The following is an 18969-nucleotide window of genomic DNA, read 5'->3' on the forward strand; positions in this document are numbered from 1 at the left end:
ATTCAAAAAAGGCACTTCAATCACGGTCCAGCCGAGGTGAAGTGCCCTTTACTTTCGATATCTTAACTATTAATTTTGATGGAGGTCTTTTTTCCATTCCTTCAGGTGTTCCTTGGTCATCGCACAAACACCGTCAATCCCCAGTTGGTGCATCTTATCGGTACACATGATCTTGACCTGGTCACCCTTTGACTTGGCCCGCGTCTCACCCCAGAAATTCAGGTAACGCATGGATGCATACAGGTCCTCACCGGATGGCGTTAATGAATACTCGACGTGCGGCGGGATAGTCGCAAAACTCTTGCGGGCGACCAAACCAGCTTCGGTTAAGTCATGCAGACACTGCGACAGGACCTTTGAGGAGATCCCCAGTTGTTTCTCCAATTCGCCGGTGCGCCAAGAATGACCAGCGAGCAAGAATATGATGACCGGCTTCCACTTGCCACCAACGATGGTCAAGGCATAATCAACACCGGTGTTATACACTTGTTTCATCGCAAACCCTCCTTCATCCTCCTTCATATTTTAACATGCGTTCTCGCGTTCTCGCTCCCCCCCTAAGCTCAAAACGATCGTGATAAAATAAGGATGATCATAAGGAGGTTTTATTATGACACTGAAATTTGTTCCTTTTAATGAACACCCCGAATATGCCGGCAAGAAAATGCAAGACTACCTGCGCGAACACCAGCTGGATTCATTGATCAAGATTGCCAAGATTAGTCCTGATCAGGCTAACGGTGGTCAGGTTGCCAAGGCCGCCAACATCGACCCAAAGAAGGAATTAAATTGCCTGGTCTTAACCGGCAAAGGTCATGGCGTTGTCAAATATGCCGCCGTCCTGGTTCCCTTCCAGAAGAAAATCAATACCGGCTCGGTCTTAAAACACGCCATGGAGGTGCACCGCGAGTCCTTTGCTGATCTGAAGTGGGTCACCAAGGTTACGGATATGGAATATGGCTCCATTGGTCCGGTCGGCCTGCCTGAAGACTGGAAACTGCTGATCGATAGTGGGATCAAGGACTTAGATGAAGTCATCTTTGGCAGCGGCCGCGTTGATTCCAAGATGTTAGCCCCTGTCAGCGTCTTTGATAAGGTGCCAAACGTCCAATTCGTGGATGGCCTTGCCAAATAATTTAGACATGACTTTCTTACGCCACCGCTAATTCCAACCTCAAGGTAAGCAGGTTACCTCAAAGTAGCTACTTACATTTTGTAAGCTAGTTGTCTATACTGATGATGAAGCAAACAAAGGAGGAATTAAGCATGAGTAAGAAAGTATTAATTCTGGGTGCCACCGGCCATATCGCCCACTTTGCCATTGAGGCATTAATCGACCAAAGTGACTACCAACTGGCATTGTTCACCCGCCATCCGCAGCACTTGCCAGAATATGACCAGTCGCGGATCAACGTCATTCAAGGCAATACGTTGAATCAAAGCGACCTAGACCAGGCAATGAAGGGTGTCGACATGGTCTATGCCAACCTGGCAAACCCTGAGATCAAACAGCAGGCCCAAAACATTGTGACCAGCATGGACAAAAATGGCGTGAAGACCTTAGTTTGGATTTCCACCTTGGGCATTTATAACGAGGTGCCGGGCAAGTTTGGCGAATGGAACAATAATATGTTGGGCTTCGGCAAAGCAGATGGCTACTTAACCACCTACCGGGCAGCCGCCGATGTCATCGAAGCTTCCGACTTGAATTACACCATCGTCCGCCCTGCCTGGTTGACCAACAAGGACGAGGTTGACTACGAAACAACCGACAAGGGCCAAGACTTCAAGGGCACGGAAGTCAGTCGCAAGTCCATCGGAAACTTTGTCGCCCGTGTTTTGGAAAATCCGGCACCGTTTGCTAAACGTTCCATTGGTGTCAACAAGCCACATACCGACGGCGACAAACCTGCTTGGTACTAATTGACCACCATACCGTCATAAAAACACGCAAAAAGGCTGCAGCAAAACTACAGCCTTTTTATCATATATTGATTGTAAGATTAATTGCCCGTCAGGTATTCATAAACGATGCAGGTCTCATCTTTACGATAAACACCGTGCAACTTCCCGACTTCCTTAAAACCACTCTTAACAATCAGGTGTTGCATGGCCTGGTTGTCCTCGTGAGTGTCGATCCGGATTGACTTAATGTCGGTCCGGTGAGTCTTAATGTAGTCAACCATTTGCGTGAAAAGCCCCGACGCATAACCATGGCCGGCATGATTAGAATGGATAGCGACGCGGTGGACCGTCAAGTAAGCATCCGTGTCGACCAGCCAGTCACCATCCAGCTCGTCGTAAGCGTGGTCCGGTGAAGGCATGATCGTGAAAACCCCAACGGTTTCGTCATCATCAGAATGAACCAAGTACGCATAGCCATGTTCAATATCTTCTTGAACGTGGGTCGGGTTCGGGTAGTCACCCTGCCACTGGTCAATTCCCTGCTCAGCGAGTTGGTTGCGACCGTCCTGGAGAATCTCCACGATCCGGTCAAAATCGGCGGTGGTTGCCTTTTCTAAATGCATACAATCATTCCTTTCATTTTGACATCAATGCAAATAATTTATCAAAAATTGCTTGGTCGCGCAAATGAAAGGCTCATTGACAGTTTTTTTGAAATAACTAGCGATAAGTTAAGGAGGTACCAACATGAGTAAACGAGCAACACACTGGCTGAGTGCGATCATCATCTTGATTATCGTCGGCATTGTGGGTTTTGCCTGGTATAATCAGCACCGCGCTAATAAATTCGTCCAATCAACCACGCCGACCCTGTTCTTCCACGGTGGCGGCAGCAGCTACCATGCCGAAGAGCACATGGTCAATGCGGCAAAGAAGGCTGGCGTCACCAAGACCGTGATCCGCGCCAACGTTGACAAAAACGGCAAAGTCACCCTGCACGGCACGATGCACAAGAATTCGATCAACCCGATCATCGAAGTCAACTATGAAAACAACCGGCAGTTTGACTTCAACAAGCATGGTGAGTGGGCCACGGCGGTCGTCAAAGAATTGCGCGACCAATATGGCGTCAAAAAGATCAACATGGTTGGTCATTCGCTAGGCAACATTTCCATCATGTACTACATGTTGCAGAACGCTAACAACAAACAGATGCCTCAGCTGCAAAAAGAAGTCAACATGGCCGGGCACTTTGACGGCCTGGACTTTAAGCAACTGCCAGCGCCAATGCGGCAGCCGGCTGATCTAAAGCTAGACAAGAATGGCAAGCCGAATCATATGAACGCGACTTATCAACAAATGACTGCCCTGCGCCACCTTTACCCGAAAAACCAGGTCCGCGTCTTGAACATCATCGGTGACATTGGCGGCCATACCGATGGCACCGTCAAAAATGTATCCTCGCTAAGCCTCAAATATTTGGTCGCTGACCGGGCAAAGTCCTACCAGGTCAAGGTCTTCCACGGTAAGAACGCACGCCACAGTAAGCTGCACAACAATCCCGATGTCGACAAAATCTTAATTAAATTCTTGTGGGGCAAATGATGAAACTAACACTAAGACAACTGTACGATAAGATGCATGAGCACATGGGGCCCAGCGGCTGGTGGCCGGCAGAAAGCAAAGAGGAGATCATCTGCGGTGCCATCCTGATTCAAAACACCAACTGGCAAAACGCTGATCGGGCTGTCGCCAATTTGCGAGCAAGTACCGGCTTTGATCCGAAAAAGCTGCATACATTGACGATCAGCCAATTGCAAGAGCTGGTCCGGCCAGCGGGTTTCTTCCACAACAAATCACTGGCTATTCAAACCGTCTTTGACTGGCTGGCCCGGTTTGACTTTGACTATGGGCGAATAGCGACAACCTATAGAGCTCAATTAAGAAAAGCCCTGCTCGACTTGCATGGGGTCGGCCAAGAAACAGCCGATGTGTTGCGAGTCTATATCTTCGATCAGCCCGCCTTTGTGAGTGACAAATATGCCCGGACGCTGGTCAGTCACCTAGGTGCGGGCACTTACAAGAGTTACCAAGACCTGGCGCGGCACTGTCAACTAAGTGCTAATTTCAGTGTTGCAGACGCCCAAGATTTCCATGGCTTGATCGACGAGTTCGGCAAACAGTATTTCCGCGGAAAAGATCGGTTCGACGATAGCTTTTTAGCCACTGATCGATTAGTCCTTTAAATAACGATTGGCCATCTGATAATAATTCTTGTACAAAGCCGTTAAACGACCATGGTTAACTGTTGTTAGCCATGGTTTTTCACGTCCGCAGTAATGTAGAAGAACGGTATGTTTCATCACCCAATCTAGTGTCCATTCACCGAGCGAAATAGTTTGATAAATAGCCAGGTTACGACAGTCAAAATTGTAAAGCTGGTCGGGAACCGACAGAATCTGGTCACCATACAGGGCATTCAAAACGTCCTGATCAGGCAATAATACCAAGTGGTTCCGCAGGTAATCAAAAATATCCTGGGCATGCACCCGCTGGCGAATCTTGGGCAGGTTCATCAGCAAAACACCCGAATTGTAGTACCCGTCCGCATCAAAATTTTGCAGACGGATTTTATTAATCGTCTCGGTCACGTTAGTCAGGTTGGTGTGGATTGCCGAAGCGTACATGTAACGGCTAAGATCAGTCTCGTACAAGGGCTGCAAATCATTGATACAAAGAATGTCGGCATCCAGGTATAGGATCCGGTCCAGATCTGCAGGCAGATATTTGTGAGCCAGCAATCGATAATAAATGGTAGTTGGATAACGGTCAGTCACCGGTGCATTCACAAAATCATCGCGCGGAATGCGGACAGGGTGGAAGGTCATGCCTAGTTTCTGGATGCCGCGTTTAAGCACGCCTTCATGGTGGAATTGACCATTGTAAATGACATAAACGTCAATTCTTTGTGGCTGACTGTTCAGGTGAATAGATAACAAAGTTGTTAGCATCTGGCGATAGAAACGATCGTCAATTGAAAATAAGAGATTCATCATGTCACTCCTGTTTAACTTGCACTCAATTTAAAAATGGCTTAGTCTGGTTATATTGTACATGAGAGGAATTAGAAATATGGAACCGGCAACGCAATTAGATGCCATTAAACACTACACAATTCAGAAATTAGGCAATGACGAGACAGGTCATGGCATTGACCACATCAAGCGGGTGGTCCGCATGGCGCGGCAGTTAGCGAAAGAAGAAGGGATCGACCCCTTCATCCCCGTGGCAGCCGCCTACCTGCATGATACGATTGATGAAAAGCTGGTCATGTCCGTCAAGGAAGCTCAAAGCGAGCTGCGTGAGTTCTTGCGCAAGATCGATTTTCGCAATGACCAAATCCAAGCGGTCATGGACATCATCACGCAGATGTCATTTGCCAACACCTTAGAGGGTCAACGCCCACAGTTAACGCTGGAAGGACAGATTGTACAAGATGCCGATTGGCTGGATGCCATTGGCGCCATCGGGATTGTGCGGGCCGTTTACTATGGCGGCAAGCATGGTGAACGAATTTATGATCCGCTCATCAAGCCGCGGGAAAACATGGACCGCAATGAATATCGCAACCTGTCTCACGAAACGATTATCAATCATTTCTATGAAAAACTACTCAAACTAAAGGACATGCTTAACACCAAAGCCGCTAAGCGCGTGGCCGAGCACCGGCAGCAGATCATGCTGGAGTTCCTGGACGAATTTAAGCAGGAATGGGACGCAGAAAAATAAGTGTAAACAATAGGAGCTAGCTTCAACCATGAAGCTAGCTCCTTTTTGTCTATATTTTAAGAATATGTGGCGTAAAGCCCTGACCTTCCAAAACTTTTAAGAGGTCCGTCGTCTTCAAGATAACCGTCATCGTATTGTCATTGGGATGACCGCCAAAGTATTGAGCCTGGGCAACATCCGCATCAATGTACAGCATTACGTCATGCTCTTGGTTATTGAGCAACCCAAACGGCGAGACTGACCCCGGCGTTACACCGAGTTTTGCCTGCAACTGATCTTTGCTGGCAAACGAGAGGCGCGGCAGACCAGTTAGCTGACTAAAAGCATGCGCATCGAAGCGTTTATCTTCCGCCATTAGCAACAAGACGTACTTAGTGTGGTGCTTGTTTGTCAGCAAAAGATTCTTGGCCCGCGAAAATTCCTCGCTTTTGACGTATTCATCCGCTTGGGCGACCGTATAGACAGCCGGATGGTGGACCACACGATAAGAAATCTGGTCATGGTCCAAAACAGCAAAGACTCTTTGTGCTTGATTCATCGTTGGTCATCCTCTTTCTTATGCTGGCTCAGGTCGATGATTTTGGAGGTCTTGTCCGCATTATCATTGTTGGTCTTCGGCGGTAGATCCTCAGAGAAGAAACGCAGTAGTAAAACAATTGGTGGGACGAGAGCGGCATACAACAGACCCTCTAAGAGTGCCCCTGGTGTCGCCGTTTCAATAATCCGGGGAACATCATTGAAATTGCCGGTCATCAAAACGACCTGGATGGTTAATAAGACCAGTTTGCCGGCCAGTTGACTAGTGCCCGCAATCAAACCAAATGAGATTGCTTGCTGGTGATGTAAGTGAACTCGGTTGGTCATACTCCAACCATTGACACCAGCCAGGACAAACCAGTCAAGCAAGATGGGCAGCCAGAAAGTCCAGCTGGTAATCTTCAGGATGGTCGCCAGAACGCCCACAATCACAATCAACAGGAGCGACGTCCAGATCCCGGCGGCAAACATTGCGGCGATAGAAAAAATACCTGCCACAGCGATGGTCTGTGTCCCGGTCGGCAAGACATGGTGCCACTGGACAAAGGATAAGCCAAAAGTGGCCAGGCCGCAGACGATCGAAATGATTAAATATCTTGCACGTTCATTCATCATAACGGTTGCTTATCGGTGTCCTGCATCCAACCGATTGCGAGTGCCCCCTGTCCCAGGTGTACACCGATCACGGGACCAAAGTAAGACAGCTCAAACTTGATGTCCGGATGGTCAGCTTGCAATTTTTCCATCCACTTCTGCCCTTCTTCTTTGGCATTGGCGTGGATTACCATTGCACGCACTGGATAGTCAACTGCGGCCACTTTCTGATCAAAAATCTGCTCAACCCTGATTTTGGCACGCTTCATTGACCGCACCTTTTCAAAGGCTTCGATCGCATGGCGGTCATTATCAAAGGACAGTAAAGGCTTAATCCGCAAGATGGAACCAACAAAGGCAGACGCGTTAGACAAACGGCCACCGCGAACCAGGTTTTGCAGATCATCAACTACAAAGTCGTCCCGGATGGTTGAGCGCAGTTTAACCAGTTTATCCAGAACGGTGTCGAGATCGTCCCCTTGGCGAATGAACTTGGCACAGTCGAGCGCTAAGATTCCCATCAGACGAACCGTCACATAAGAATCAAAAGGCACAATCTTGATCTTGTCCTTCATTTCCTCGGCAATCTGGGCCACCGTGTTCAAGAAGCCTGAAATGGTTTTGGTTAAGTGAATACTAATTACCGCATCGTAGCCATCATCCGCCAGCTGCGAGTAAAGCTGCATGAGTTCACCAATCGGCGGCTGCGAGGTCGTGGGAAAACTCTTGGAAGTCTTCATCTGTTCATAAAAATCGTCAGTCGTGATGTCGACGCCTTCCTGATAATTTTTACCATTCAGGGTAAACGGGATCGGTACCACGTGAATATTGTTGGCAGCTGCTTCTTCTGGGGTTAAATAAGCAGTACTGTCTGTAACAACGGCAATCTTCATATATTTTCAATCCCCCAACACTTTTAGTTAATTTAATGGACTTAATGATTGGTCATTTATAGACCCTAATAGAAATAAAATACCATATTCAATGGTGGAAAACAAACGATAAAAGGCGCGTCATTTGCGGCTTAATAGTGCAAACAGTTATACTAGTAATTGGACTTTTTTGAGATAAATGAACATCTTCACACATGAGGAGGCGCAACAATGTCATTTGATGGTTTATTTACCCGGGCGATCGTCAAAGAGTTAAACGATACCCTCAAAAGTGGCCGTATTTCACGGGTTAACCAGCCCTACCCGGCAGAAATGATCATGGTGATCCGCGCACACCGGCACAATTATTCCCTCTTGATCTCTGCCAACCCGTCCTATCCGCGGATTCAGATCACGAATACCCCATATAAAAATCCGGCGGTGCCTTCAAAGTTTGCGATGAACATGCGTAAATACCTGGAAGGTTCATTGCTGGAAGCCGTCAGCCAGGTGGATAACGACCGGATCGTTAAACTGACCTTCTCTAACCTCGACGAATTGGGCGACCAGGAGCACTTGGTCATGTACGTTGAAATCATGGCCCGCCACAGCAACATTTCCCTGGTCAACGAAAAGACTGGCAAGATCATCGATACGATCAAACACGTCGGGTCCGATCAGAACCGGGTCCGCTTGCTGCTTCCCGGTGCAACGTTCAGAATGCCACCGAAGCAAGACCGGGTTAACCCTTACCTGCCGAACCAAGGTTACACCGACCTGATCAAACAAACCGACGACGTAAATGAGCTGGCCCATGGCTTGCAACAGTATTATCAAGGTTTCGGCCGCGATAGTGCCCATGATTTAGCCAATCGCTTGTTGAAGTCTGATGATTTACCAACGACCTACCATGCCTTCCTGAAGGGCTTTGACTACCCTGACCCCGTCATCGTTAAGACCGATCGGGGCAAGCAACGCTTCAATGCCTTTCCGCCAATGGGAGTCGCTGAAGATCAGCTGCAGCATTTCGACAGTCTGTCCGAACTGCTCGACGCTTACTACACGAGCAAAGCCGAAGCTGACCGGACCAAGGAACTGGCTGGTCAAGTGCTCCAGGTTATCCACACCGAATTGAAGAAGGATAAACGGAAGGTCAAGAAGCTGAACCAACAGCTCGACGACGCCAGAAAGGCCGACTATTACCGAATTCGCGGTGAAATCTTAACGACCTATTTAAATAAGTTGAAACCGGGCATGCAGACAATTGAGTTGCCGAATTTCTATGACAATAATCAACCACTCAAGATCACGTTATCGCCGGAACTGTCGCCATCACGCAACGCACAGAAATACTTTACGCGTTACGACAAGCTCAAGACTTCAGTTGCCTATGTCAACGAGCAGTTAAAGCTCACCAACGCGGAGATTGACTACTTCCAAAACATTTTGTCGCAGATTGATCTGGCTGCTCCCGCCGACGTGCAGGAAATCAAACTGGAATTAGAGGAACAAGGCTACATTCGCCAACGCTCACACAGCAAGAAGCGGCGCAAGATCAAGGTGGCAAAGCCGGAAGAATTCAAAACCAGCAGTGGCAAAACCGTCCTTGTTGGCAAAAACAACCTGCAAAATGACCGCTTGAGCTTCAAAATCGCCAATAAAAACGATACTTGGCTGCACGTCAAGGACATCCCTGGCTCACACGTGGTCATCCGCGATCCACATCCTTCCGAGCAGGACATCTTGGAAGCGGCACAACTGGCGGCCTACTTCTCCAAGGGTCGTGAATCTGATCATGTCCCGGTTGATTACCTGCCAGTCAAAAACCTGCATAAGCCAAACGGTGCCAAGCCTGGTTTCGTTACCTTTCGTGCTCAATCGACGTTGCGGGTCACACCAAAACTACTTAAAAAATAATTATTTACTCAGGAATGGAGTATTAATATGTACGATTATCGAAACGATCTTCTGAATATTATCGAAAACATTGAAAACACAGATGAAGGGCTGATTCGCGGCCGGGAAACGTTACGCGCTGCCATGCACTTGATCGATGCTTTACCAATCGACGGCTACCAGAAGCCCCGGCCATTTGTTAAGCGCAACAACCATCATCACGAACCCATTCACTTTCAGAGTGCCAGCCAGCCTGCGAATGACTCAGCCAATCACCACCCTGAAAAGAAGCCATTAAGTGGTGATCAATACACTGCTTTAAACAAGCTTAAGGGTATCCGTCAAGGACTGGATCAGCTCAAAAATGGTCACGAAGCCGATCATAATTCGATCTCCAAGTTAGCTGGTCGTTACCATAAAATCACTCAGCGTTTGTCAGCTGATGACAAGGATGCGCTGGCCGATCAATTACGGCCCATTCATCACGACCTCAACCGCCTGGGAGGCAAGCCACAAACGGCAGTTGACCAGCCACAACCCCACTCTACCAGTGTCAACAAGGCACAAGGCAGTGATCAAGCACACCATTCATCGGCAAACAAAGCCATTAAGACTGAAGAGGCTGCCATTCAACAACCCAAAGCCCCATCTGCGCCATTTTCCAGTCAAAAGCGGCAGTATGTTGTGCAACGCGAACTGACGGGAGCAACCCTGTTGACGGAGAACGGCCAAGATGCCGGTCACATCAGTGAAAGTATTGTCCGGAAGATGAATTTAACGTCGGGGACGATTGTCAAAGCCGACATCATGCCCAATGATATCTTTGTTCACAAGGCATTGCGGCATATCGATCACCTCGGTAAGATCAAGTTTGATGATCAAAAGCGGTTCTCGACCTTCGAATTCGGTGTGGTTAAGAAACACAAGCACCACCTCCGCGTGACCTACAATTCAAATAATGAGCCCTTGTTAGTTAACGGAAAGAAGCATGCCTTTTTGCTGGACCTGGACAATCCGATCGTGGGTAACGGATCCATTGTGGAACTCGCCTGGTACAAGGACGATCCGGACTCGATGCGCATCCGCTGGACTTACCCAACCGAGAAGCCGGAACAAACCAAGTCCGGCAAAAAGACCCAGCAAGCTGATAAGAACGAGACGGATAAAGACAGTCAAGAACCATTGGCTAAACGTTATACAGATCTCGATCTTCATGGCAAAACAGTTGCCGTCCTGGTTGGCAATCGGCAAGAACACGAAGATTATGAACGCCAGATCAAACTCTATAACGGTGTGCCAACTGTTGTTGATAGCTTCAAAACGCAAAAGAGCTATCTGAAAGACAAACTCAAATCCGCTGACATTGTCGTTTTGGTCAAGAGTAAGTCCCACCATGGTGCATCGAAAGCCGTTGCTGAATTTCAGAACCAGTTTGGCTTTGCTTTTGCGGTGGCAGACACCCTTGCAATGGGCCAGTTTGAAGATGCCCTCTACCGTGCCAGCCATGGTCTACCGGCAGATGTCGCTAGCATGGCCAACCTCCATTAGACGTTTCATTGATATAGCAAAAGAGCAGGAATTGGATGAATCCAATTTCTGCTCTTTTCATTCGATAATAACGAGAAAAAAACGATAAACATGTTAAAATCACTCTGTAATATTAATTTAGCTTTATAAGAAGCTTCTTAATGATAATGAATAGGAGTATTTTCAAGAGTCCAATGAATTTAGTCTTTATTGCTAAATGGGAAAACGTTCCGCAGCTTGAAACCTGTGTCAAATCAATCGCTTATTACAATTCAGATGTTAACTACTATGTTCTAAATGCTGATATTGCTCAGGAATGGTTTTTCCATCTCAACCAATTATTGAAGCCATTTAACAGCCGGGTCATTGATACCAAAATTCCCAGTGATCAGTTGGCTACCCAACTCCCTGTCCAAATTAAATTAGGCCAAACAAAGCAACTGGCTCACCTAGATAAGGCATTGTTCTTAAGCCTTGATACACTTGTGACGGGCAATTTAGCTGATTTATTTCACTATCAGCTAGGCGAAAAACTATGGGCGCTGAGTCTGAACCAACAGGCTATATTAATTAACCTGCAAGCGGTCCGGCAAAATGAATTTCTTCAAGAAAATCAGCTCGGTCCTGATTCTTTGACCAGTCCACTTGTGGATAAGCTGGCTGAATTAGGCCGTGACCTACCCACAAAATTTATCAGCGACTCAGGCGATTCGGTTGTTCAGCTCCTGGACCAGCCTTGGAAAGACGAAATTAACGATCACAATCAATTGTGGTGGCAATTTTTTGCTACTGATTGGCCAGTCATTCAAAAAAGGGAGTTGTTAGTCCCTGCTCAAACTCTTGAAAATTCAACACCAAAAACTGCTGATAAGGACAATCGCATGCAGTTCATCATGGCCGCCAACTATAATTACCAACCGGCTTTTCTGACGACGATCAAATCACTGCTCTTCCACAATCAAAACGTCGATATTCATTTAATCAATCCTGACATTCCACAAACTTGGTTCAATGCAATTAATCACCAAATCTGGCCTAGTCGGCTGATTGACGTCAAGATCAGTCCAGACATGTTGAACGTTAAGGATGTTAAAACCTACAGCTCAGATAAACTCGGCCACGTTAACAACATGACCAACGCCTTGCTTTATTTACACGAGTTGATTAAGTGCCCGCGGGCTCTCTATTTGGACAGCGACGTCATTGTGAAACGTAACCTGCGTGCATTTTATGATCTTGATTTAAAGGGACATCCTTTTGCGGCAAGTCGTGAATTATTCAATTACCCGATGATCAATGTCGGTGTGATGCTGCTTGACCTCGACCGACTGCGCCAAATCCCACAATTAAGTGCCAAAATGGTTGACTATTACCAGCATCATGATGTATCAACCGCATCCGAAAGCATCATTTCCCATTTCTTCCTTAACCAATATCTCGAGCTAAGCTTCACTTATGATTATCAAATTGGTAGTGAAAAGGAATGGGAACAGACCTATGATTTCAACCAAATGGACCGGCATTTTGAGCAATGTTATTGTCTGCACTATGTGACTGGTGATAAGCCCTGGAAAACTGTCTCAATTACTCGCCACCGCCAACTATGGTGGAGCTACTTCGACCTATCCTGGTTGGCCATTAGACACCAGCGTTCTCTGCCGCTCAAAACCCGTTTTAACAGTTCGCAGCGCGTGATGATCTGTACTGGTGCTGAAAAGATCGAACACTTTGAGCAAATTGTTAATACTCTTCCGGAGATTGAATTCTATGTGACCGCACATACCCCGGTCTCTTGGACGTTAATGAGAATGATTCAATATCCGAACGTTCATATTTATCCAGAGGTTCGGATGCCGGTTCATAAGCGGATCAGTCAAATCAGCAGCGTCATCCTCGACATTGGTTATGGCGATAAAGACAATCAACTTATGTTAGACGCCCTTAATGACGGTAAATTTGTTTTATCATTCAACACTACACAGGCTTCAAGCAAGCTAACGAGTTACCCTAATTACTTGGTCTTTGATTATGATCAAGTACAAGACTTCATCGACACTCTTCACTACCTTGTTAGCTATGGCGATTTGAGTAACTAACCATAGATTTGTCGCTTGCCTATTGCCTGGATGATCGATCGATTTTATAAAGCAAGGAGAAACTATATGAAAGCTATGAATATAGTATTGATTGCTAAATGGGAAAGCGTTTCGCAGCTTGAGACCTGCATCAAGTCAGTTGCTTACCATAATTCCGAGGTTAACTACTATGTTTTAAACAACGACATTGCGCAGGAATGGTTTTTCCATCTCAACCAATTATTGAAACCATTTGACAGTCAGCTCATTGACATTAAATTACCTAGTGATCAGTTAAATGCTCAACTCCCCGTCCAAATTAAATTAGGTCAAATCCCTCAGCTGGCTCACCTGGATAAGGCACTATTCTTAAGCCTTGATGCACTTGTGACGGACAATTTGGCTGGTTTATATCACTATCAGCTAGGCGAAAAACTTTGGGCAGTGAGATCGAACCAACAGACTGTCCTGGTTAACCTGCAAGCGGTCCGGCAAAATGCATTTCTTCAACAAAATCAGCTCAGTCCCGAATCTTTTACCGGCCCACTTGCGGATAAGGTGACTGAATTAGGCTGTGATCTGCCAGCAAAATTTATCAGCAACTCAGGCGATTCGGCCATCCAGCTCCTGGACCAGCCTTGGAATGACGAGATTGACGATCACAACCAATTGTGGTGGCAATTTTTTGCGACCGATTGGCCAATCATTCAACAAAAAAAGTTGCTAATCCCTGCTCAAGATCTCGTTAACGCACCTGAGAAGGTTGAAGGCCAGGAGAATCGCATGCAGTTTATCATGGCCGCCAATTATAATTACCAACCGGCTTTTCTGACGACGATCAAGTCGCTGCTCTTCCACAACCAGAATATCGATATTCATCTAATCAATCCTGACATTCCCCAGACCTGGTTCAATGCCATCAATCGGCAAATCTGGCCTAGTCGGCTGATTGACGTTAAGATCAGTCCAGACAAGTTGAACGTTAAGGATGTCCAAAAACATAGTGCTAAGGAATTGAGCCACGTCAATAACATGACCAATGCACTCCTCTATTTGCACGAATTGATTCATTGTCCACGGGCAATCTACTTGGACAGCGATGTCATTGTGAACCGCAACCTGCGTCCGTTCTATGATCTCGATTTGAAGGGTCACCCCCTTGCGGCTTGTCGTGAGCTCTTCATTGACCCGCTCATCAACGTGGGTGTCATGCTTCTAGATTTGGACAAGCTGCGAACCATCCCTAACTTAACCAGTCGGATGATTGATTATTACCAGCACCATGAGGTTTCGACCGCTTCCGAGAGTGTTATTACCCACTTCTTCTTTGATCAGTATCTCGAGCTGAACTTCACTTATGGCTACCAAACTGGCAGTGAAAATGGCTGGTCATACTTGCATGACTTCAAGCAAATGGATCGTTATCTTCCGCAATGCTATTGTCTGCACTATGTAACTGGTGATAAACCCTGGAAAATGCTTTCCGTCGTTCGTCACCGACAACTATGGTGGGCCAATTTTGATCTGTCTTGGGCAGCAATCAAGCAACATCACCTCTTGCCAATCCAGACCAAATTCACCAGTCCTTACCAAGTGATGATCTGTACTGGTGACCAAACGATTGAAAACTTTGAAAAGATTGTGCAAGCAACTCCGGATATTGAGTTCAACGTGACTGCCCATACCCCAGTTGGGTTCCTATTGAAGAAAATGATTGCCTATCCGAACGTTCATGTGTTCCCGGAAGTGCTGATGCCTGTTCACCAACAATTGGCACAAAGAAGCAGTTTGATCTTAGATATTGGCTATGGCAACAAAGACGATCAACTTCTGAAAGCGGCTTTGGAAGACGGCAAGTTTGTGATGTCTTTCAAGAACACACAGGCTTCGAGCAATTTAACCAGTTATCCTAATTACCTGGTCTTCAACGACGATTCAGTGCAAGAATTCATCGATACCCTAAAACGGTTAGTAGTCTACGGAGACTTGAGTAACTAATGTAAACAAAAATAAAGGCCTTGTGACATAATTCCTTTTGCATACATCGAAAGTTTACAGGCGGTACAACAATAGGCCCCCAACGTTCTGGCAAAGCCGAACGTTGGGGGCCTATTGTTGCTCGCGGGGGCGTGACTACGAAGCCATTAGTAGTTTCTGTCACGCTCCCTTTTCATAATCAAATTCAGTTATTCAACGAACTGCATTTCGGCACCCATCACTTTGGCTGCCGTTGGCGGTTCTTCAATATGCAGCGACTTGAATGGGAACAAGGCCCGGTAAAAGGCTGCTTGACTTGCATTCCCCGTCTGCCGCATGGAGTCCATCAAGAGCTTGCCGCTAAACTTCCCTAAATCCAGTCGCAGGGAAACGGCGGGCAACCCCAGGTGTAGCGCTTTGGACAGGAAGGCAATGTCGACCACAGGCATCGGTCGGCAGAGACTGACCTTAAAACGGTTGTCAGGATATTCCTTGATCAACACCTGGTAGAGACCAGGCTTATCCAGTTCCCGCAGCTTGCCCTCACCTAACGCGGTCACAGTGGCACCATCATCCGGGCTCAGGGTAGTCGGATAACGCTTGGCCACCGTCCGGTAATTCAGCTGATGGTTGGCCTGCAATTCAGCGGTCGTCCCCAGCTGGTAGACATATTCACCATCATAGAGGGCGTTAAATTCCAGCAGTGGTTCTGAGGAAACGACATCTTCAACCTGGTCATTTAACGGAATGATCTGGATCGTCCCGCCGGCAATGACTTGAGACAAGCGATCTTGCAGACTAGCCAATGTGGATGGCAGTAGAACCAATTCCGGCTTTTCTAGCTTTGCAATTGACAGCAATGACTCCGCCAGCAATGGTTCGATATAGCGCTTGCCCGCCACTTGTTCCGATAACAGTAAGGAACTGGGATTATCATCGACCGTAATCGGTAAGTAACCGAGCCGCTTCAATTCAATGCACATGGCGGCCAAGCAGTAGTCGTTGGCCGTGCCATTGCCTAGATGACGGGCGCCGGTCCCAATCACCAGCACGCGTTTACCATCCGCAGGCGAGCTCTCATTCTCCTGCTCAAAGGTCGCATAGAAGCAATGGCTATGCTGATCATATTGGCCTGCTGAGGGATCAACCTCTTTATAGGTCCGCGCAATCTGGTTTTCAGTTTCCAGTTGTGCCACCTCGTTGGGTTGACTCTGCCAACAGTCAGCAATCCACTTGTCGCTCAAGCCCCAGTACTTGGCCCGTTTCAGTTGGTTGACGGAGCCAGGATTCTCACACAGATCCTTTTGCAAATGCACTAAGCGCCGTAATTGGTTGAAGTAGTAGGCATCGATCTTGGTCAATTCAGCTAATTCCTGACACGAATAACCACGACGAATAGCCTCCAACAACGAGAAGATCCGGTTGGTCTGCGGGTGAATGAGCAGCTGGTCTAACTGGTCGTCGCTCATGGCGTGAATTGCTTCGGCCTGTTTGCCATGCCAGCCCAGGTGCGGATCTTCCACGCCTTTGATTAACGCCTCAATAAAGGAACGCCCAATGCCCAGCGACGTGCCGACTGACTTCTTTTCGGTGATTAAACGCTGGTCACCGCTGTCCAGTTGACTGAACGGAAAGATTGGCACGCGCACTGCGGTACGATCCATCACCGGTTCAGTGACGGCGGTGTGTTTGATCATCCCGTGATCCAGGTGAATGTCGCGTAGACGTTGACCGGCATAGAGATAACCACACACCCGCGCCAACGGGTAGCCAGTCGCCTGCTCGGTCATGTTGGCGATGCGGTCAAAGTAAGGACTGATCTTGATCACGTAGAAGCGGTTGTGTCGCCCGTCAAAGGCAAATTGCAGGTGGTTGACCCCGACAATTCGCAGCTTACGGGTAATGGCAAAAGCCGTATTCCGCATGTCCTGGATTTGCCGGTCCAATAACGTTTGCGCCGGTAAAACCGTCATCGAGTCACCAGCATGAATACCGATTGGGTCAATGTCTTCGGCCACGCCAAGACTCATCATCGTCCCCGAGGCGTCACGAATGACCGTAATCTCGATTTCTTTCAGGCCGGCCAGACTCTGTTGTACTAGAACTTGGCCGCTTTGCGATAACTGAATGCCACGACTCACGGCATCGCGCAATTCATTATCATCGTGCACAATTTTGCGCAGCCCCACTGTCCGCGGATAGACGGAACGCACGATGACGGGATAACCAACCTCGCTGGCCATATCCCGAGCATCTTGGAAGTTATTGATGGTCCGAATGATCTTCGTTGGTACTTTCAATTTGGCCAACGTCTGGTTCATCAGGACCGCGTTGTTAATTTGGCGAACGGTGGCCTCGGGCACCCCCGCAACTTGGATACTATGCTCAGTCATGACGCCCGTTTCCGAAACTGATTGGAGTAAACGGAAGGCACGACGACCGCCCAACGTTGGCACGATCATGTCCGGTTGGTAACGTTTGATGACGTCTTCGATATTCTCGGGCGAGAGCGGCATGATGCAGCTGTCATCAACCGCCGTTTTAACGTCACCCGCTAAAGCAAAGGGGTTGTCATCGATCAAAACGGTGTGAAAACCACACTGCTTCATCGTTGTGAGCACGCTTAATGCCGCGGTGTCCAATTCGCCGCCACGTTGGAGAGTGTTGCTGCCAGCACCGATCACCAGCACTGTCTTAGCTGCTTCATCGCTCATTTAAGTCGCCTCCCCGCTGATTCATCATATCAACGAACTGGTCGAACAGGGGATCAGTCTCATCCGGGCCCGGCGCACCATCCGGGAAGAATTGTACCGAAAAGGCTGGATAACGCAGGTGGTGCAGCCCCTGTACAGAATTATTCAGCAAGTCGACGTGGGTCACGAACAACTTGCTGCGGTCGACACTGTCGCGCTTGACTTCATAGCCCTGGGCCTGACTAGCATAGTCGATCTGGTCGGTCATAATCTCCTTGATTGGGTGGTTCATCGAATGATTTTCGATTGGCATGCGATCAACCTGGGCCCCGTTAGCCAAGGCAAACAATTCATGACCTAAACCGATGGCCATCAGCGGCACCTGTGACTGCACTTTGCGAATCATTTCCAGAACGCTGCCCTTCAGGCTGTGCGGATCGCCGGGGCCGCTGGAAAGAACCACCCCATCAGGATCCAAGCGCAGGATCTGATCGGCACTGGCCGTATAAGGCAGAACCGTGACGTTCAGACGGCGCCGGGATAATTCCCGCAAGATACCGTTCTTCAAGCCAAAGTCGACCACTACGACCGTCTGACCGACATCCGGGTTCGGGTAAGGCTTTGGTGTGGCCACTTGAGCGACTTGTTGATTGGTCAAAACAGTGGCATGCAGCTGATCGAAGGCATGGTCATCCGCCACCGGCACGATACTTCCGCGCATCGGCTTGCCAGCCGCCCGCAACTTGTGGACCAGCGCCCGGGTATCAATGTTGGTGACCCCAGGAATGTTGGCCCGCTCCATGTACTGGCTCAGGCTGATGTCACGAGCATTGAGGGGTGAGAAGGCAGCCAAGTCACGCACGATCACGCCCTTAATGGTGGGGTCAATGGATTCGTAAATATTCCGGACAATTGGGTAATTACCAACATTCGGCTGGGTAAAGACAACGATTTGGTTGTGGTAGATCGGGTTGGTGATGATTTCTTGGTAACCAGCCATACTGGTGTTAAAAACGAGTTCACCAAAAGTAACCGCTGGCGAACCAAATCCCTCACCGGCAAATACCGATCCATCTTCCAAAATGAGATAACGTGCTGACATAC

Annotated in this window: 17 protein-coding genes; 9 read left to right on the top strand and 8 right to left on the bottom strand. The window is 48.0% G+C overall.

All coding sequences use genetic code 11. The annotated features are described in order from the left end of the window. Positions 1-69: 69 nt before the first annotated feature. A complete protein-coding gene (locus tag IV45_RS02360; RefSeq protein WP_057740359.1) occupies positions 70-495 on the bottom strand; it encodes a winged helix-turn-helix transcriptional regulator in 426 nt (141 codons plus the stop codon). A 115-nt stretch (positions 496-610) separates the two neighbouring features. On the opposite strand from IV45_RS02360, the gene IV45_RS02365 reads away from it, so the two are divergent. Together IV45_RS02365 and IV45_RS02370 are read left to right on the top strand one after the other, a co-directional pair. After that, a complete protein-coding gene (locus IV45_RS02365; protein WP_057740367.1) occupies positions 611-1135 on the top strand; it encodes a YbaK/EbsC family protein in 525 nt (174 codons plus the stop codon). A 131-nt stretch (positions 1136-1266) separates the two neighbouring features. After that, positions 1267-1923: an SDR family oxidoreductase gene (locus IV45_RS02370; protein ID WP_057740370.1), complete on the top strand. Its 657-nt coding sequence runs from the start codon at positions 1267-1269 to the stop codon at positions 1921-1923. A gap of 80 nt (positions 1924-2003) precedes the next feature. Here IV45_RS02370 and IV45_RS02375 read toward each other — a convergent pair whose 3' ends face one another. After that, positions 2004-2528 carry a GNAT family N-acetyltransferase gene (locus IV45_RS02375; protein WP_057740373.1) on the bottom strand — a complete coding sequence of 175 codons (525 nt, stop codon included), beginning with the start codon at positions 2526-2528 and terminating at the stop codon, positions 2004-2006. Positions 2529-2652: 124 nt separating this feature from the next. On the opposite strand from IV45_RS02375, the gene IV45_RS02380 reads away from it, so the two are divergent. After that, positions 2653-3510 carry an alpha/beta hydrolase gene (locus IV45_RS02380; protein WP_057740376.1) on the top strand — a complete coding sequence of 286 codons (858 nt, stop codon included), beginning with the start codon at positions 2653-2655 and terminating at the stop codon, positions 3508-3510. Next, a complete protein-coding gene (locus IV45_RS02385; RefSeq protein WP_057740378.1) occupies positions 3510-4151 on the top strand; it encodes an endonuclease III domain-containing protein in 642 nt (213 codons plus the stop codon). The genes IV45_RS02380 and IV45_RS02385 overlap by 1 nt, the downstream gene beginning before the upstream one ends. Here the strand turns inward: IV45_RS02385 and IV45_RS02390 are convergent. Beyond that, complete coding sequence (locus IV45_RS02390) at positions 4140-4958, bottom strand: glycosyltransferase family 8 protein (protein ID WP_057740380.1); 819 nt, start codon at positions 4956-4958, stop codon at positions 4140-4142. The genes IV45_RS02385 and IV45_RS02390 overlap by 12 nt on opposite strands. A gap of 79 nt (positions 4959-5037) precedes the next feature. On the opposite strand from IV45_RS02390, the gene IV45_RS02395 reads away from it, so the two are divergent. Further along, positions 5038-5694 (top strand): HD domain-containing protein, encoded by a 657-nt coding sequence (locus IV45_RS02395; protein ID WP_057740382.1) that lies wholly within the window; start codon positions 5038-5040, stop codon positions 5692-5694. Positions 5695-5743: 49 nt separating this feature from the next. Here IV45_RS02395 and IV45_RS02400 read toward each other — a convergent pair whose 3' ends face one another. The 3 genes from IV45_RS02400 to IV45_RS02410 are packed head-to-tail and all read right to left on the bottom strand — an operon-like array spanning position 5744 to position 7718. Further along, complete coding sequence (locus IV45_RS02400) at positions 5744-6232, bottom strand: prolyl-tRNA synthetase associated domain-containing protein (RefSeq protein WP_057740385.1); 489 nt, start codon at positions 6230-6232, stop codon at positions 5744-5746. Beyond that, positions 6229-6846: a hypothetical protein gene (locus IV45_RS02405; RefSeq protein WP_157051194.1), complete on the bottom strand. Its 618-nt coding sequence runs from the start codon at positions 6844-6846 to the stop codon at positions 6229-6231. Before IV45_RS02405 ends, IV45_RS02400 begins: the two co-directional genes overlap by 4 nt. Further along, entirely contained in the window at positions 6843-7718 is an 876-nt protein-coding gene (locus IV45_RS02410) for a DegV family protein (RefSeq protein WP_057740391.1), read from the bottom strand. Before IV45_RS02410 ends, IV45_RS02405 begins: the two co-directional genes overlap by 4 nt. Before the next feature lie 210 nt (positions 7719-7928). Here IV45_RS02410 and IV45_RS02415 point away from each other — a divergent pair, with 210 nt between their 5' ends. The 4 genes from IV45_RS02415 (at position 7929) to IV45_RS02430 (ending at position 15193) form a co-directional block, all read left to right on the top strand. After that, complete coding sequence (locus tag IV45_RS02415; RefSeq protein ID WP_057740393.1) at positions 7929-9614, top strand: Rqc2 family fibronectin-binding protein; 1686 nt, start codon at positions 7929-7931, stop codon at positions 9612-9614. A 27-nt stretch (positions 9615-9641) separates the two neighbouring features. After that, a complete protein-coding gene (locus IV45_RS02420; RefSeq protein ID WP_057740395.1) occupies positions 9642-11141 on the top strand; it encodes a DUF2325 domain-containing protein in 1500 nt (499 codons plus the stop codon). Between the two features lie 173 nt (positions 11142-11314). Beyond that, positions 11315-13216 (top strand): glycosyltransferase, encoded by a 1902-nt coding sequence (locus tag IV45_RS02425; protein WP_057740398.1) that lies wholly within the window; start codon positions 11315-11317, stop codon positions 13214-13216. A gap of 66 nt (positions 13217-13282) precedes the next feature. Next, a complete protein-coding gene (locus IV45_RS02430) occupies positions 13283-15193 on the top strand; it encodes a glycosyltransferase (RefSeq protein ID WP_057740401.1) in 1911 nt (636 codons plus the stop codon). Between the two features lie 188 nt (positions 15194-15381). On the opposite strand, the gene IV45_RS02435 is transcribed toward IV45_RS02430, so the two are convergent. Continuing rightward, the gene (locus IV45_RS02435) at positions 15382-17886 is read right to left on the bottom strand and encodes an ATP-binding protein (protein ID WP_057740406.1); all 2505 of its coding nucleotides are present in this window, start codon (positions 17884-17886) and stop codon (positions 15382-15384) included. After that, positions 17876-18967: a carbamoyl phosphate synthase small subunit gene (locus IV45_RS02440; RefSeq protein WP_057740409.1), complete on the bottom strand. Its 1092-nt coding sequence runs from the start codon at positions 18965-18967 to the stop codon at positions 17876-17878. The genes IV45_RS02435 and IV45_RS02440 overlap by 11 nt, the downstream gene beginning before the upstream one ends. Positions 18968-18969: the final 2 nt, after the last annotated feature.

Origin of the sequence: Limosilactobacillus secaliphilus, from assembly GCF_001437055.1 — a bacterium.
Taxonomy (GTDB): Bacteria; Bacillota; Bacilli; order Lactobacillales; family Lactobacillaceae; genus Limosilactobacillus; species Limosilactobacillus secaliphilus.